This is a genomic window from Bradyrhizobium zhanjiangense (assembly GCF_004114935.1).
Lineage (GTDB): Bacteria > Pseudomonadota > Alphaproteobacteria > Rhizobiales > Xanthobacteraceae > Bradyrhizobium > Bradyrhizobium zhanjiangense.
Map to the genome: position 1 here is coordinate 1,677,496 of NZ_CP022221.1, position 15,703 is coordinate 1,693,198.

General features: G+C 64.6%; 15 protein-coding genes. 14 read left to right on the forward strand and 1 reads right to left on the reverse strand.

The window, feature by feature from the left end; translation table 11 throughout:
- The first annotated feature begins 375 nt into the window (after window positions 1-375).
- The 6 genes from XH85_RS08035 to XH85_RS08060 all read left to right on the forward strand — a co-directional run bounded on the left by XH85_RS08035 (window position 376) and on the right by XH85_RS08060 (window position 7,163).
- Complete coding sequence (locus tag XH85_RS08035) at window positions 376-855, forward strand: DUF992 domain-containing protein (protein ID WP_128931462.1); 480 nt, start codon at window positions 376-378, stop codon at window positions 853-855.
- A 178-nt stretch (window positions 856-1,033) separates the two neighbouring features.
- Window positions 1,034-3,082, forward strand: a complete 2,049-nt coding sequence (locus tag XH85_RS08040) for an elongation factor G (protein ID WP_128931463.1) — start codon at window positions 1,034-1,036, stop codon at window positions 3,080-3,082.
- Between the two features lie 352 nt (window positions 3,083-3,434).
- Window positions 3,435-3,707, forward strand: coding sequence for a helix-turn-helix domain-containing protein (locus XH85_RS08045; RefSeq protein WP_091886630.1), 273 nt, complete (start codon window positions 3,435-3,437; stop codon window positions 3,705-3,707).
- A gap of 93 nt (window positions 3,708-3,800) precedes the next feature.
- Entirely contained in the window at window positions 3,801-5,555 is a 1,755-nt protein-coding gene (locus XH85_RS08050; protein WP_128931464.1) for a SulP family inorganic anion transporter, read from the forward strand.
- Window positions 5,556-5,646: 91 nt separating this feature from the next.
- A complete protein-coding gene (locus XH85_RS08055; protein WP_128931465.1) occupies window positions 5,647-6,480 on the forward strand; it encodes a shikimate dehydrogenase in 834 nt (277 codons plus the stop codon).
- A gap of 56 nt (window positions 6,481-6,536) precedes the next feature.
- Window positions 6,537-7,163 (forward strand): hypothetical protein, encoded by a 627-nt coding sequence (locus tag XH85_RS08060; RefSeq protein ID WP_128931466.1) that lies wholly within the window; start codon window positions 6,537-6,539, stop codon window positions 7,161-7,163.
- A gap of 224 nt (window positions 7,164-7,387) precedes the next feature.
- Here XH85_RS08060 and XH85_RS08070 read toward each other — a convergent pair whose 3' ends face one another.
- A complete protein-coding gene (locus tag XH85_RS08070; protein ID WP_128931467.1) occupies window positions 7,388-8,524 on the reverse strand; it encodes an alpha-hydroxy acid oxidase in 1,137 nt (378 codons plus the stop codon).
- A gap of 91 nt (window positions 8,525-8,615) precedes the next feature.
- Between XH85_RS08070 and XH85_RS44790 the strand changes: the two genes are divergently transcribed.
- The 8 genes from XH85_RS44790 to XH85_RS08110 all read left to right on the forward strand — a co-directional run bounded on the left by XH85_RS44790 (window position 8,616) and on the right by XH85_RS08110 (window position 15,589).
- Window positions 8,616-8,783 carry a hypothetical protein gene (locus XH85_RS44790; RefSeq protein WP_164939789.1) on the forward strand — a complete coding sequence of 56 codons (168 nt, stop codon included), beginning with the start codon at window positions 8,616-8,618 and terminating at the stop codon, window positions 8,781-8,783.
- Window positions 8,784-9,004: 221 nt separating this feature from the next.
- Entirely contained in the window at window positions 9,005-10,348 is a 1,344-nt protein-coding gene (gene glmM, locus XH85_RS08075) for a phosphoglucosamine mutase (RefSeq protein WP_091886618.1), read from the forward strand.
- A 548-nt stretch (window positions 10,349-10,896) separates the two neighbouring features.
- The gene (locus XH85_RS08085; protein WP_128931469.1) at window positions 10,897-11,715 is read left to right on the forward strand and encodes an outer membrane protein; all 819 of its coding nucleotides are present in this window, start codon (window positions 10,897-10,899) and stop codon (window positions 11,713-11,715) included.
- A gap of 166 nt (window positions 11,716-11,881) precedes the next feature.
- Window positions 11,882-12,709, forward strand: coding sequence for an outer membrane protein (locus XH85_RS08090; protein ID WP_206734831.1), 828 nt, complete (start codon window positions 11,882-11,884; stop codon window positions 12,707-12,709).
- A gap of 90 nt (window positions 12,710-12,799) precedes the next feature.
- Complete coding sequence (locus XH85_RS08095; protein WP_128931470.1) at window positions 12,800-13,390, forward strand: glutathione S-transferase family protein; 591 nt, start codon at window positions 12,800-12,802, stop codon at window positions 13,388-13,390.
- 16 nt (window positions 13,391-13,406) lie between these two features.
- Window positions 13,407-13,871, forward strand: a complete 465-nt coding sequence (locus XH85_RS08100) for a GNAT family N-acetyltransferase (protein WP_128931471.1) — start codon at window positions 13,407-13,409, stop codon at window positions 13,869-13,871.
- A gap of 259 nt (window positions 13,872-14,130) precedes the next feature.
- Window positions 14,131-14,337, forward strand: a complete 207-nt coding sequence (locus XH85_RS08105) for a hypothetical protein (protein WP_128931472.1) — start codon at window positions 14,131-14,133, stop codon at window positions 14,335-14,337.
- Window positions 14,338-14,416: 79 nt separating this feature from the next.
- A complete protein-coding gene (locus XH85_RS08110) occupies window positions 14,417-15,589 on the forward strand; it encodes a phosphoserine transaminase (RefSeq protein WP_128937149.1) in 1,173 nt (390 codons plus the stop codon).
- Window positions 15,590-15,703: the final 114 nt, after the last annotated feature.

Sequence of the window (15,703 nt, forward strand, 5' to 3'; positions counted from 1 at the left end):
AGGCCCGCTTCGTGCGGGCCTTTTTTGTTGTGTTTCGATAAGCGGAGTCGGACGGTCCTTTGTTCTGGTCGGCATCTTGCCATGCCCCTCACCCGGATCGCTTGCGCGATCCGACCTCTCCCCGCAGAAGGGCGGGGAGAGGTTAAGTCGCGTCCGATTGCGCACTCTAATTCTTCTCGCATCGTGAGGAGCGCAGGCTCGCGCACTCCCTCGCCCCGTTCTTACGGGGAGAGGGTGGGGTGAGGGGCCTCTCTCCGCGAATTCGATTCCAGATATGTCCGATCTGGCACCGCCAAGACTCTTGTGGCATAGACGATCGCGCGGCGTGTGCCGCGTCCTTCCTGCTCGCATCCCATTCATCGCCGGAGACGTTTCATGCGCCGTTCGTTCCTCCTCGCCGGGCTCACCGCCGCAAGCCTCGTTGTCTCCGTCGCTGCTGCCAGCGCGCAGCAACGGATGACGCGGATCGGCGTGCTCGAATGCCGCGGCGGCGCCAGCGTCGGCTTCATCGTGGGATCGGTGACCCATCTCGGCTGCGTGCTGCGCGCCGACGGCCTGCCCGACGACCGCTACGTCGCGACGATCCGCAAAGTCGGCCTCGACATCGGCATCACCCAGGAGACGGCGCTCGCCTGGGGCGTGTTCGCGCCGGTCGACCGGCTCGGCCCCGGTGATCTCTCCGGCAATTACGCTGGCGCGCAGGGCAGCGCCTCGGTCGGCGTCGGGCTTGGTGGCAACGTGCTGGTCGGCGGCTCCAACAATTCAATCGCGCTCCAGCCGCTCAGCGTGCAGGGCCAGGTCGGCCTCAACGTCGCCGCGGGTCTGGAGAGCCTGGAACTTCGTCCAGGGCGTTGAGCCGCCGTCAATTCTAATTGACTGAGCCAGCTACGAGACTCACCTCTCCCTCCGGGAGAGGTGAGTACCGACGACGCACCGCAGCGACGTTTGATGCTTGCCAAATCTTGGGGACGGGCAGAGCATCTGCGTTTGCCGACCCAATCATGGGCCGAGCTCCACAAGAAGGAGGCGGCGAATGGGACAAGACGTCAGAAGTCCCCGAGGTCCACGGTGCATTGCGCTGGTGGGCCCATTCCAAAGCGGTAAAACCACACTTCTCGAAGCAATCCTGGCGCGAACGGGTGCGATCCCGCGCGCCGGCAGCGTCGATGCCGGAACTTCCGTCGGCGACGCCACGCCAGAGGCCCGTGATCACAAGATGACCGTCGGGCTGACTGCCGCCACCACGAGTTTCATGGGCGACAGCTACACCTTCCTCGACTGTCCCGGTTCCGTCGAATTCGCCCACGACATGCGCGCCGTGTTGCCCGCGGTCGATGCCGCGGTCGTGGTCTGCGAGGCCGACGAGAAGAAGCTGCCGCAGCTTCAGATCATCCTGCGCGAGCTGGAGGAGCTGAAGATCCCGCGTTTCCTGTTCCTCAACAAGATCGACCGCGCCAGCGAGCGGATCCGCGAGACGCTCGCAATGCTGCAGCCCGCCTCGTGCGTGCCGCTGGTGCTGCGCCAGATTCCGATCTGGAACGGCGAGCTGATCGAGGGCTTCGTCGATCTCGCGCTGGAGCGCGCCTTCATCTATCGCGAGCACAAGGCCTCCGAGGTGATCGCGCTCGAAGGCGGCAATCTCGACCGCGAGAAGGAGGCTCGCTTCTCGATGCTGGAGAAGCTCGCCGATCACGACGATGCGCTGATGGAGCAGCTGCTCGAAGACATCCAGCCGCCGCGCGATGCCGTGTTCGACGACCTTGCCCGCGAATTGCGCGAAGGGCTGATCTGTCCGGTGCTGCTGGGCGCCGCCGCGCGCGAAAACGGCGTGCTGCGTCTGATGAAAGCGCTGCGCCACGAGGCGCCCGGCGTTGCGGAGACCGCAAAACGTCTCGGCGTTCCCGACACCAAGGATGCGCTCGGCTACGTCTTCAAGACGCTGCATTCGCAGCACGGCGGCAAGCTGTCGCTGACGCGGCTGCTCGCCGGCCATCTCGACGATGGTGCGACGCTGCAATCCTCAGCCGGTGGCACGGGGCGCATCTCCGGTATCCTCGCCGTCAACGGCGCCTACGACACCAAGCGTGCCTCGGCCGAAGCCGGCGACACCGTGGCGCTCGCCAAGCTCGATCCCGTAAAGACCGGCGACACCGTCTCGAGCGGCAAGACGCCGCCGGCTGCGCTCGTCGCCGTGGAGCCGACGCCGCCGGTGCTCGCGATCTCGATCGCGGCCACAGATCGCAAGGACGACGTGAAGCTCGGCCAGGCGATGGCCCGGCTGCACGAGGAGGATCCCTCGCTGGTCGTGGTGCAGAACGCCAAGACCCATGACACCGTGCTGTGGGGCCAGGGCGAGATGCATCTGCGCGTCGCCGGCGAGCGGCTGCGCGACCGCTTCGGCGTTAAGATCACCTCGCATCCGCCCGCGATCGGCTATCAGGAGACCATCCGCAAGCCGATCACCCAGCGCGGGCGTCACAAGAAGCAGTCCGGCGGTCACGGCCAGTTCGGCGATGTCGTGCTCGACATCAGGCCGCTGCCGCGCGGCGACGGCTTCAAGTTCGCCGAGAAGGTGGTCGGTGGCGCGGTGCCGCGCAATTACATCCCGGCGGTGGAGGAAGGCGTCGTCGACGGGCTGGCGCGCGGCCCGCTCGGTTTCCCCGTCACCGACGTGGAGGTGACGCTGACCGACGGCTCCTATCACAGCGTCGACTCGTCGGACCTCGCCTTCCGCACGGCGGCGCGGGTCGGGCTCAACGAGGGCCTGCCGCAATGTCAGCCGGTGTTGCTCGAGCCGATCCACATGGTCGAGATCGTCTGCCCGACCGACGCCACCGCCAAGATCAACGCGATCCTGTCGGCGCGGCGTGGCCAGATCCTCGGCTTCGACACGCGCGACGGCTGGAGCGGCTGGGACTGCGTCCGCGCCATGATGCCGGAAGCCGAGATCGGCGAGCTCATCGTCGAACTGCGCTCGGCCACCGCCGGCGCCGGCAGCTTCACCCGCCAGTTCGACCACATGGCCGAAGTGACCGGCCGCGCCGCCGACCAGATCATCGCCGCCCACCAGCACGCGGCGTGATCTGTGAGTGAGGCAACCGGCCTCTCACTCCCTCTCCCCGTTCTTCACGGGGAGAGGGAGGGGTGAGTGGCTGCCTCCGCGGATGCGGCATTTCATTGAGCCGAACCCGCGCCCAACCTCCGTCATTGCGAGCGCAGCGACTTGTCCGCCGAAGCCTTTGGCGAAGGCGGAAGCAATCCAGAATGTCTCTGCGGAGATAGTCTGGATTGCTTCGTCGCAAGAGCTCCTCGCAATGACGACGGAGGCAGATGGGGCAGTCGATACAGGCCTTGCGCCCAGCCATAAATGATGTATTTTATATCATTGTATATGTCTTAGATATCATTTATACGCTCTGATACGTGAGGCCACGGTGATCACGTCGTTCCAGATGCGGGCAGCGCGGGCGCTGCTCGGCATTGACCAGAAAACCCTGGCCGAGCTCGCCGGCGTTTCGCTGCCGACCATCCAGCGGATGGAAGCCAGCACCGGCAATGTTCGCGGCGTGGTCGAGACCCTGATCAAGGTGGTCGAGGCGTTCGATCGGGCCGGCGTCGAGCTGATCGGCGAGCAGGCGCGCAGCGACATTGGCGGGCGCGGCGTTCGCCTCAAGGAGCCGGGGCCGCCGCGGCGGGTGGGGGCATGATCGGGCGTTGATCATGCTCGGGATCAGGAATGGGATAGCGCATCGTCGCACCTCGGCAACACGGGACGCACGATGCTTCGGAGCATCGTGGGCATGAGCATCACAAGCGATCAAGCGGGCCAACTGCATCAGCTTCGCCGGCCGACCTTTGTCGAATTGTATTTGCCAAAGCTCGTCACCATTTGGCGTGAGGGGTACGGCGTCGCGGACTTTCGCGCCGACGTCTTCGCCGGCCTCACCGTCGCGATCGTGGCACTGCCGCTGTCGATGGCGATCGCGATCGCCTCGGGCGTGACACCGGACCGCGGCCTCTACACCGCCGTCGTCGGCGGCTTCATCGTGTCCCTACTCGGCGGCAGCCGTTTCCAGATCGGCGGACCCGCGGGCGCCTTTATCGTCCTGGTTGCGGTGACGGCCGAGCGGCACGGCGTCGACGGCGTGATCCTCGCCACCATGATGGCGGGGCTGTTCCTGGTCGCCGCAGGCCTGTTGCGGGTCGGCACCTACATCAAGTTCATTCCCTATCCTGTGACCGTCGGCTTCACCGCCGGCATCGCCGTCATCATTTTTGCGAGCCAGCTCCGCGATCTCGGCGGGATCACGCTGGCCGGGAAAGAGCCCAGCGAATTCGTTCCCAAGCTCGTTGCGCTCGCCGGAGGCCTCAACACCATCAATCCATCGGCCGTCGTGGTCGCGATCGGCAGCATCGTCATCATCGCCGCCTTGCGGCGCTGGCGGCCGTCCTGGCCCGGCATCCTGATCGCGGTTGCGCTCGCGGCGGTCGCGAGCGCCGTGCTGTCGCTGCCGGTCGAGACCATCGGCTCGCGCTTCGGCGGCATTCCGCGCGAGCTGCCCTCGCCGGCGCTGCCCGCGTTCTCGCTGGAGAAGGCAAAGGCCGTGCTGCCGGACGCGATTGCATTTGCGCTGCTGGCGGCCATCGAATCGTTGTTGTCGGCCGTGGTGGCCGACGGCATGACCGGACGCCGTCATCGCTCCAATTGCGAGCTGGTGGCGCAAGGCGTCGCCAATATCGGCTCGGCGCTGTTCGGCGGCATCTGCGTTACCGGCCTGATTGCGCGCACCGCGACCAACATCCGCGCCGGTGCGCGCGGCCCGCTCGCGGGCATGCTGCATTCGGTCTTCCTGCTGCTGTTCATGCTGATCGCGGCGCCGCTCGCAAGCTACATTCCGCTCGCAGCGCTCGCCTCCGTGCTCGTCGTGGTGGCTTGGACCATGGCGGAGAAGCAGGAATTCGCGACGCTGCTGCGCTCGTCATGGGGCGATGCCGTCGTGCTGCTCGCAACCTTCCTGCTCACGATCTTCCGCGATCTGACCGAAGGCATTCTGGTCGGCTTCGCGCTCGGCGCGGTGCTGTTCATCCATCGCATGGCGGAGATGACGGGCATCGAGGAGCGTACGCCGCTGGTGGTCCCCGATCGCCCCGATGACAGCAACGGTGCGCGCGTTCCCTACGATTCCGCGCTTGCGGTCGACCGCGACGTGCTGGTCTATCGCATCACCGGTGCGTTCTTCTTCGGCGCCGCCTCTGCGATTGGAGGCGTGCTCGACGGCGTCGCCGACCAGCGCAAGGCCTTCGTGGTCGATTTCGCCGCGGTGCCGTTCCTGGACTCCACCGCGGCGAACGTGCTCGGGCGCGTCGCCGCCAAGGCCCATCGCCAGGGCATCAGGCTGTTCATCACGGGGGCATCGCCGGCGGTTCGTCGCGCGCTGCTCACCCATGGCGTGACGCCGCCCCGCGCGCGGTATCGCCAGAGCCTCGAGCGAGCGATTGCCGATATCAAGGGCCGCGCAACGCAGCCCGAGGCCGATGAGGTTGCCGCGAGCTGACGGCGCCGTGGCGATGCGGCGCTCGTGCGCTTGACAGAGCCTTCGGGACGCGAAATGGATCGCCTTCCACATCGCTTGAGGGAAGGATGACGTGACCAGGGCTCCCGCCGCTTGTCTGATCGGATGGCCGGCGGCGCATTCGCGCTCGCCGCTGATTCATCATTACTGGCTGCGCACGCTCGGGATCGAGGGCGGCTACGTCATCGAGGCGGTTCCGCCCGAGGATCTGCGCGACTTCGTGCTGCGGCTGTCGCTGCGCGGCTTCGTCGGTGCCAACGTCACCATCCCGCACAAGGAGGGCGTGCTGGCGCTGTCGAAACCCGATGCGCGGGCAACGGCCGTCGGCGCGGCCAATACGCTGTGGTTCGAAGACGGCGAGCTGCACGCGACCAACACCGACGTCGAAGGCTTCATCGGCAATCTCGACGCCAGCGCGCCCGGCTGGGATACGGCTGAGGAGGCGCTGGTGCTCGGGGCCGGCGGCTCCTCGCGCGCCGTCGTGTTCGGGCTGCGCGAGCGGGGCATCAAGCGCATCCATCTCGCCAATCGCACCATCGCGCGGGCGGAGACGCTGGCAAGACAGTTCGGGCCGAACGTGCACCCCGTTGCATGGGATGCGATCAACGACGTTCTGCCGCGTGCAAAACTTCTCGTGAACACGACCTCGCTCGGCATGCATGGCCAGCCTTCACTCGACGTCGATGTTGCGCGCCTGCCGCAGGCCGCCGTGGTCGCCGATCTCGTTTATGTCCCGCTGGTGACGCCGCTGCTTGCGGCAGCAAAAGCGCGCGGCCTTAAGACCGCCGACGGGCTCGGCATGCTGCTGCACCAGGCGGTGCGCGGCTTCGAGCTGTGGTTCGGCCAGCGGCCTGAGGTCACCGCCGAGCTGCGCGCGCTGGTCGAGGCCGATCTCACAAAGACTTGAGAGAATAGCGCGGCTGTTCCGGAGTTCTCCCTCCGTGGGGATAACCGGAGACCGTCATGTCTGTTCAACGTGCAACTTTCACACGTCCACTTCTCGCCGTCGCAATGGTGGCCCTCTCGACCTACTGTATCTTCGCCCAGAAAGCGCCGGTGCCGACGCGCGTGCGCGGCACGATCGAGAGCGTCAATGGCGACACCATGCAGGTCAAGTCGCGCAGCGGCGAAGACGTCAAGCTTCACATCGCCTCTGACGTGAACGTCGCAGGCATCACCAAGATTTCACTCGCCGACATCAAGCCGGGTTCGTTCATCGGCGCAACCACCGTGCCTGGGCCGAACGGCGGCCAGAATGCGGTCGAGATCCACGTGTTTCCGGAGAGCATGCGCGGCACCGGGGAGGGCTCGCGGCCCTGGGATCTCAAGCCCAATTCCAGCATGACCAATGCGACGGTCGCCGAGAGTGTGGTCGGCAATGACGGCCACACGCTGCTGGTCAAGTACAAGGACGGCGAGAAGAAGGTGTTCGTCGCCGACAACACCCCGGTGGTCACTTATGTGCCGGGCGAGAAGTCCGAGCTCAAAGCCGGGGCCAAGATCATCGCGTTCACGAAGCAATTGCCGGACGGCTCTTTCGAGACCAATCGCGTCGGCGTCGGCCGCGACGGCGTCACGCCGCCGATGTGAGGCGCGGGATATATTGCGCAACTACCGCGACAGACACCGCTGTCGTCCCGGACAAGCGTTAGCGCAGATCCGGGACCCATAACCACAGGGTCAAGTTGTTGCGCGAAGGAGGTAACTCCGAGTCCCCGTAGCCACGTCCGCCTGTGGCTATGGGGCCCGGATCGGCGCGCGCTTAGGGCGCGCTTGTCCGGGACGACGGCTATGTTTGACGCGACGGTTTCGCCTCACACCGCAATGATGTGATCGTCGATCTCGTCGATCCTGTTGACGCCGCACAGGCCCATGGTGGTGAGCAGCTCTTTCTGGATGATGTCGATCGCCTTGGCGACGCCGGCCTGGCCGCCGGCCCCTAAGCCATAGGCGTAGGCGCGGCCGATCATGCAGGATTTTGCGCCGAGCGCGAGCGCGCGCATCACGTCCTGGCCGGAGCGGATGCCGCCGTCGAACATGATCTCCATCTTGTCGCCGACCGCGTCCGCGATCTCGGGCAGCACCTCGATCGAGGACGGCGCGCCGTCGAGCTGCCGGCCGCCATGGTTGGAGACGACGAGGGCCTGCGCGCCGGTCTTAGCGGCTTCCTCGGCGTCCTCGACGTCGAGGATGCCCTTGATGACGAGCTTGCCCGGCCAGATGCTGCGGACCCACTCGACGTCCTTCCAGTTCAAGGAGGTGTCGAACTGCGATGCGGTCCATTCGGCGAGGCGGTTGAGATCCTCGGTGTTCTTCACGTGGCCGGCGATGTTGCCGAAGGTGCGGCGCTTGCCTTGCAGCACGCCTGAGACCCAGGCCGGCTTGCTGGCGAAATCCAGAAGCTTCGATAGCGACCATTCCGGTGGCACCGTCATGCCGTTCTTGATGTCGGCGTGGCGTTGGCCGATCACCTGCAGGTCGACGGTGAGCACCAGCGCGCTGCACTTGGCCGCGATGGCGCGCTGGATCAGATCCTTGATGAAGCCGCGGTCCTTCATGACGTAGAGCTGGAACCAGAACGGCTTCTCGACACTCGCGGCGATATCCTCGATCGAGCAGATCGACATAGTCGATTGCGTGAACGGGATACCGGCGGCCTGCGCGGCGCGGCAGGCATGGATCTCGCCGTCGCCATGCTGCATGCCGAGCAAGCCGACAGGCGCCAGGATCAGCGGCATGGTCGAGGGCTCGCCGAGGATCGTGGTCGAGGTGTCGCGCTTGGAGACGTCGACCAGGATGCGCTGGCGGAACTTGATCGCCTGCATGTCCTCGCGGTTGGCGCGCAGCGTCTCCTCGGCATAGGAGCCGCGGTCGCAATAGTCGAAGAACGCCTTCGGCACGCGGCGCTTATGCAGCGCGCGAAGATCGTCGATACAGGTGATGTGCTTCATGATCGTTTCCCCGGCCCGTCTTGCATCGGATGATTTCGGGGTCATCTAGCATGGTTAGATGCACAGCCAAATCGTTTGAGAGGAGGGCGCCATGACGAGGCCGCACGCCGCACCTTCGCCGGAAGAGATCAAGGAGAAGCGCGACCTCGAGGAAGCGCTGGAAGAGGGCCTGGAAGAGACCTTTCCGGCCTCCGATCCTGTCAATGTCACCCAGCCACCGCCGAGCCGCGGCGACGGCCATGTGAAGCGCACCGGCTAGGGCCGGGTTCCATCCCGTTCCGGCTTCCCTGCAGGGAAATATAGTGTTAACAATATGTTATCGGGCACGCGGCGGGCCCGGTTCCGTAATGATTCATCATATTTTTTGAAGCCAAGTTAGCCGCGATGGTTTTATAAGAGCTCAGCAAATCAGGGATGCGGGGCCTTTTCGGGCAGCCCGTGGTTGTCGAGGGGACCCCTGATTGTTGCCTGGGGGACGATATGAGCCGCAAATATTTCGGGACGGACGGGATTCGGGGCCGCGCCAACGGACTGATCACGCCGGAGCTCGCGCTCAAGGTCGGCCAGGCCGCGGGCCTTGCGTTTCAACGCGGCGACCACCGCCATCGGGTTGTGATCGGTAAGGACACCCGCCTGTCCGGCTACATGATCGAATATGCGATGGTCGCTGGCTTCACCTCGGTCGGCATGGACGTGCTGCTGGTCGGCCCGATGCCGACACCGGCGGTCGCGATGCTGACCAAGTCGATGCGCGCCGATCTCGGCGTGATGATCTCGGCTTCGCACAATCTGTTCGAGGACAACGGCATCAAGCTGTTCGGCCCGCAGGGCTTCAAGCTCTCCGACGACGTCGAGCGGCAGATCGAGCAGCTGCTCGACGAATCCCTCGACAAGAGGCTCGCGCAGAGCGCGAGCTTGGGCCGCGCCCGCCGCATCGACGGCGTGCATGACCGCTACATCGAATTCGCCAAGCGCACGCTGCCGCGCGATCTGTCGCTGGATGGTTTGCGCGTCGTGATCGATTGCGCCAACGGCGCCGCCTACAAGGTGGTGCCGGAAGCGCTGTGGGAATTGGGTGCCGACGTCGTTCCGATCGGCGTCGAGCCCGACGGCTTCAACATCAACAAGGAATGCGGCTCGACCTCGCCGGAAGCGCTGTCGAAGAAGGTGCGCGAGATGCGCGCCGACATCGGCATCGCGCTCGACGGTGACGCCGATCGCGTCATCCTGGTCGACGAGCGCGGTCATCTCGTCGACGGTGACCAGCTGCTCGCGGTGATCGCGCAGAGCTGGAAGGAAGACGGCCGGCTGTCGCGGCCGGGCATCGTCGCGACCGTGATGTCCAATCTCGGCCTCGAGCGTTTCCTGAACGGGCAGGGGCTCGATCTCGTCCGCACGCCGGTCGGCGACCGCTACGTGCTCGAGCAGATGCTGAACGGCGGCTACAATCTCGGCGGCGAGCAGTCCGGCCACATCATCCTGTCCGACTACGCCACCACCGGCGACGGCTTCGTTGCGGCCTTGCAGGTGCTGGCGGTGGTGCAGAAGCTGCGCCGTCCGGTGTCCGAAGTCTGCCACCGCTTCGATCCGCTGCCGCAGATCCTGAAGAACGTCCGTCACAAGGGCGGCAAGCCGCTCGACGATTCCGACGTCAAGTCGGCGATCTCCGACGGCGAGAAACGCCTCAACGGCTGCGGCCGCCTCCTGATCCGATCCTCCGGCACCGAACCGGTGATCCGCGTCATGGGCGAGGGCGAGGACCGTATCCTGGTCGAGGACGTCGTCGACACCATCGTCTCCGCGCTCGGCCAAGCGGCGGCGTAAGGTCTTCCTTCTCCCGCAGTGACGTAGGGTGGGCAAAGCGACTTGTCCGCCGTAGCTCGAAGAGCGAAGGCGGAAGCGTGCCCACCGTTTCATTTGCAGTGTTGGATTGATGGTGGGCACGGCGCAAGTGCGCCTTTGCCCACCCTATGATTCCGGACTCGCGGAGCGGGTAAGACAAGCTGCGCAGATCTATCTCTTCATCTTGCTCGCGGCCAACGCCGTCGGTGCGTTTCTCGGTGGTCCCTTGGGCGACCGATTTGGCCGCAAGATCGCGATTCCTGCCCAGGCTGCCGCGGCACGCGCGTTAACGCATCCTCTCTCGCCGCGTTGCGGCTTCACACATCGTTAGGAATTGCGGCGACGTCGTCGCATCTGGCGCGGCGTTCTTGCAACGCTGGCGCGACGCGCGCGTGTGCGGTGAGAAAAAATCAACCTTAAAAATTAGGGTTAAGTGGCGCTTAAACATTTGCTGCCATCGTCCGGGTCGTGAGTTTCCAGAACGTGGGGCGTCTGCATTTTTGCCTCACCGGCCATAAGGACGAAGCCAAATGCGTAGCGTTAAGTCTCTCCTTGCCGCGGGTGCGGCAACCCTGATCTCGTCGATGGCGTTCGCCGCTGATATGCCGATCGCAGCTCCGCCTCCGATGTACGCGCCGCCGGCTCCGCCTGCCGATTTTGGTGGCTGGTATCTCCGCGGCGACATCGGCATCAGCAATCAGAAGGTGAAGCAGCTCAACCCGAGCTTCATCGATCCCGGCATCAGCATTGCCTCGACGCAGGGGCTCGGCTTCGACTCGGCCGGCATCTTCGGCCTCGGTGCCGGCTACAAGTTCAACAACTGGTTCCGTGCCGACGTGACCGGTGAATATCGCAGCAGCGCAAACCTGCACGGTCTCCAGGTCATCAATTTCAACGGCGTTCCGGCCTTTACCGACGAATATCATGGCAGCAAGTCAGAGTGGCTGATCCTCGCCAACGCCTACGTCGATCTCGGTACCTGGTGGTGTGTGACACCGTTCATCGGTGCCGGCGTTGGTGCTTCGCGCAACACCATTTCGAACTTCCAGGACATCAACACGCCGCTCGGGGGTGCTGCGTTTGCGTCCAACGCCTCGCAATGGAACTTCGCGTGGGCGGCGCATGCCGGTCTCGCCTACAAGGTCAATCCGAGCCTCACGCTCGAACTGGCCTATCGCTACGTGGACCTCGGAGACGCGGTCACTGGTACGCTCACCTCCTTCGACGGCGTCAACCGCGGCCGCACCATGCAGTTCAAGGACATCACCTCGCATGACCTGAAGTTCGGCGTGCGCTGGGATCTCAGCAGCCCGCCGGTCTACGCGCCGCCGCTCGTTACCAAGGGCTGATCGAGCCTCATCGCTTAAGGTCTTTTAACGGCGCGGGATCATCTCGCGCCGTTTTGCTTTGCGGATTTTTCATGGCGCGGCAGCGACGAACGTGGCGAACGCAACCATTGGTTAAGGTTAACAGGCGATGATCATCGCAACAGTTCGAGTCCGATGGAGCGTTGCGATGCGTAGGCTGATGGTGGCGGCAGCGATGTTGGGGACGGTGTCTGCCGCGCACGCGGCCGACATGCCGGACCTGCCGATCCTGCGCGGCAGCTTCACCGACGGTCTGAGCACCTCCACAGTCAACTGGCAGGGCTCGTATATCGGAGCGCAGGCCGGTTATGGCTCGTCCGACGAGAACTTCAACGGCTCGACCAGCAACATGATGGCTGCATTGTTGGCGGATACGTTGATCGAGAGCTCGATGGGCGTGTCCCAGTGGAATCTCGGACTGGGCAAGGCCTCGCAGCGCACGACCGGTTACGGCGCCTTCGTCGGCTACAACGCGCAGTGGGACGACGTCGTGATGGGGCTCGAAGTGAGCTGGCTGCACGGCAAGTTCGGAGGAATGTCGTCGGCCAGCGAAAGGCGCGTCAGCGCCACTGCACTGGCGGACGGCAATTTCCATGATGTCACGGCGACGTCCACATCTTCGATCAGCATCAGCGACATCGGAACGTTCCGCGGCCGCGCCGCTTACGCATGGGGATGCTTCCTGCCCTACATGTTTGCCGGTCTCGCGCTCGGTAATGCGGACATTGTGCGCACTGCCTACGTGCAGGATCGCGTGAGCGCGACCCAGTTGGGGACCTACACGCCGCTCGCGCCGTTGAGCTCGACCGATGCCCAGCACAATCACCTGATCTACGGCTACACCGCCGGTCTCGGTATCGACGTCAACCTGGTCGGCGGATTGTTCATGCGTGCGGAGTACGAATACATCCGCTTCACCTCCCAGGTCGACACCAGCATCAACACCGTCCGCGCCGGCCTCGGCTACAAGTTCTGACGCGGTCACATCTGACGTGCTTCGGCTACGCCGCGGTTGACAGCTCCCGTCCGTCCTGATGCTCTGTCGCTCAAAAGCAGGGCGGCGGCGATGCAGATCTACGGCGATAGCAATTCCGGCAATTGTCTCAAGGTGAAGTGGGTCTGCGACAAGCTCGCGCTGCCCTACCAGTGGATTGAAATCGACACACGCAAGGGCGAGACCCGCACGCCGCAATTCCTGAAGATGAACGGCGCCGGTCAGGTGCCGACCGTCGCGTTCGACGACGGCCGCACGCTGGCGCAATCCAATGCCATCATCCGCTATCTCGCCCGCGACAGCGCGCTCGTTCCGCGCGACGCCTTCATTGCCGCCAAGATGGACGAATGGCTGTTCTGGGAGCAGTACAGCCACGAGCCCTATATCGCGGTGTGCCGCTTCCTCCTGGTCTATCTCGGCAGGAAGGCATCCGAGCTCGACCCCGAGAAGGTCAAGCGCGGCTATGCGGCGCTCGACCGCATGGAGCAGCATCTTTCGGTCAGCCGCTTCTTCACTGGTGAGGCGGTTTCGCTCGCGGATGTCTCGCTGCTCGCCTATACCCGCGTTGCGCATGAGGGCGGCTTCGATCTCGCTCGCCATGCGGCCGTCCGTCGCTGGATCGGCGAGGCCGAGGCCTTTCTCGGCCTTGCGCCGGCGCGCTGAGCCTGGAGTAACGCGAATGAACACTGAGGCCATTTCCATTCGCCGCGCGCGCCGCGACGATGTCGCCGCGATCGTGGCGATGCTCGCCGATGATCATCTCGGACGCGGGCGTGAGCGCGTCGAGGATCCGCTGCCCGCCGCCTATGACGAGGCATTCGCGCGGGTCGAGCGCGATCCGAATCTGACGCTTGTGGTCGCCGAGAGCGAGGGCAGGGTGGTCGGCTGCCTGCAACTCGCGATCCTGCCCGGCATCAGCTCGCAAGGCGGCGTGCGCGGCCTGCTCGAAGACGTCCGCGTTGCTTCCGATTGTCGCAGCCGCGGCATCGGCGAGCGTTTGGTGCAATGGGCGATCGCGGAAGCGAAAGCGCGCGGCTGCCATCTGGTCGAGCTGCTGACGCATCAGACGCGCGTCGACGCGCAGCGCTTCTATACGCGGCTCGGATTCGCTGCGAGCCATGTGGGCATGACTGTCCGCTTTTGAGGCAGCAAGAGCGTTTCAAACGAAGTGGATACCGGTTCGCGTAAAGAAAACGCGTCAAGACGAGATTCTGGAGCCCTGTTCTGATTCTATTGTAACGAAAGTGGCTCTAGCCGCGGGCCTTGCGCGATCAGCACATCCGGATCGCGCATTCGTTCATCTTAAGAGCTGATAAACTACCTGACCGTCGTTCATGTTTGTACAAGAACGAACGGTGCTACGGCAGCGTCAGACACCGAGCTCGGTCGGTTCGGGGATTTCGATGACAAGCTATTCGATGATCAAGGTCGGCAACGACTACGTCGTGCAGGTCAATAACAAATGCATTTTGAAGGTCGGCAGCCGCCGCAAAGCCGCGCAATTGATCAGCGAGGCCACGGACTTGCTGAATGCGCTCGCTGCCGTCGAATCCCCTGGTATCGCGCCAGAGGCGCCTTCACTCCCCCGTGAGACGCCGGAACTTCCTTGACTGCCCTTCCCGATTCCCGTATCAGCCGCGGCGGGACACCTCCCCCCAACGGGAGGCTTACTATCTGGAAGGGTAGATGATGACTGTAGCGAAGCCCGCTTCGCGGCCGAACGTGCCGCACTTCTCCTCCGGCCCCTGCGCCAAGCGCCCCGGCTGGAACGCCCAAAATCTCAAGGACGCAGCCCTCGGTCGCTCGCATCGCGCGAAGATCGGCAAGGCCAAGCTCAAGCTCGCGATCGATCTGACGCGCGAAGTGCTCGAGGTCCCCGCCGATTACCGCATCGGCATCGTGCCGGCCTCCGATACCGGCGCGGTCGAGATGGCGCTGTGGTCGCTGCTCGGTGCGCGGCCCGTCACCACGCTCGCCTGGGAATCCTTCGGCGAAGGCTGGGTCAGCGACATCGTGAAGGAATTGAAGCTCAAGGACGTCACCAAGCTGAACGCAGCCTATGGTGAGATCCCCGACCTCTCCAAGGTGGATCCCAAGAGCGACGTCGTCTTCACCTGGAACGGCACCACCTCCGGCGTGCGCGTGCCGAATGCGGACTGGATCAGCGCCAACCGCGAAGGGCTCACGATCTGCGACGCGACCTCGGCCGCTTTCGCGCAGCCGCTCGATTTCGCAAAACTCGACGTCGTCACCTTCTCCTGGCAGAAGGCGCTCGGCGGCGAGGCCGCGCACGGCATGCTGATCCTCTCGCCCCGCGCGGTGGAACGGCTTGAGACCTACAAGCCGGCCTGGCCGCTGCCGAAGATTTTCCGCATGACCAAGGGCGGCAAGATCAACGAAGGCATCTTCGTCGGCGAGACCATCAACACGCCCTCGATGCTCTGCGTCGAGGATTATCTCGATGCGCTGAACTGGGCCAAGTCGATCGGCGGCCTCAAGGCGCTGATCGCGCGTGCCGACGCCAACACCAAGGTGCTCGCCGACTGGAAGGCGAAGACGCCGTGGATCGACTTCCTGGCGAAGGATCCTTCGATCCGCTCCAACACCTCGGTGTGCCTGAAGTTCACCGATCCCGCGATTACCTCGCTCTCCGAGGACGCGCAGGCCGACTTCTCCAAGAAGCTGGTCGCGCTGGTCGAGAAGGAAGGCGCCGGCTTCGACTTCGCTTATTACCGCGACGCGCCGGCCGGCCTGCGCATCTGGTGCGGCGCCACTGTCGAGGCCAAGGACGTCGAGCTCTTGACGCAGTGGATCGATTGGGCCTTTGCCGAGACCAAGGCGCAGCTGGCCAAGGCAGCGTGAGTTTCTTTTTCGCCTCTCCCCGTTCTTACGGGGAGAGGCCGGATTGCGCAGCAATCCGGGTGAGGGGCTCTCTCCGCTTGCACCTTCGCCTGTGGCTGCCCCTCACCCCAACCC

Bases quoted from the DNA above. Each gene is read 5' to 3' on its own strand.
- XH85_RS08035 (WP_128931462.1), top strand. From the start codon at position 376: ATGCGCCGTTCGTTCCTCCTCGCCGGGCTCACCGCCGCAAGCCTCGTT.
- XH85_RS08040 (WP_128931463.1), top strand. From the start codon at position 1,034: ATGGGACAAGACGTCAGAAGTCCCCGAGGTCCACGGTGCATTGCGCTG.
- XH85_RS08050 (WP_128931464.1), top strand. From the start codon at position 3,801: ATGAGCATCACAAGCGATCAAGCGGGCCAACTGCATCAGCTTCGCCGG.
- XH85_RS08060 (WP_128931466.1), top strand. From the start codon at position 6,537: ATGTCTGTTCAACGTGCAACTTTCACACGTCCACTTCTCGCCGTCGCA.
- XH85_RS08070 (WP_128931467.1), bottom strand. From the start codon at position 8,524: ATGAAGCACATCACCTGTATCGACGATCTTCGCGCGCTGCATAAGCGC.
- XH85_RS44790 (WP_164939789.1), top strand. From the start codon at position 8,616: ATGACGAGGCCGCACGCCGCACCTTCGCCGGAAGAGATCAAGGAGAAG.
- glmM (WP_091886618.1), top strand. From the start codon at position 9,005: ATGAGCCGCAAATATTTCGGGACGGACGGGATTCGGGGCCGCGCCAAC.
- XH85_RS08085 (WP_128931469.1), top strand. From the start codon at position 10,897: ATGCGTAGCGTTAAGTCTCTCCTTGCCGCGGGTGCGGCAACCCTGATC.
- XH85_RS08090 (WP_206734831.1), top strand. From the start codon at position 11,882: ATGCGTAGGCTGATGGTGGCGGCAGCGATGTTGGGGACGGTGTCTGCC.
- XH85_RS08095 (WP_128931470.1), top strand. From the start codon at position 12,800: ATGCAGATCTACGGCGATAGCAATTCCGGCAATTGTCTCAAGGTGAAG.
- XH85_RS08100 (WP_128931471.1), top strand. From the start codon at position 13,407: ATGAACACTGAGGCCATTTCCATTCGCCGCGCGCGCCGCGACGATGTC.
- XH85_RS08105 (WP_128931472.1), top strand. From the start codon at position 14,131: ATGACAAGCTATTCGATGATCAAGGTCGGCAACGACTACGTCGTGCAG.
- XH85_RS08110 (WP_128937149.1), top strand. From the start codon at position 14,417: ATGACTGTAGCGAAGCCCGCTTCGCGGCCGAACGTGCCGCACTTCTCC.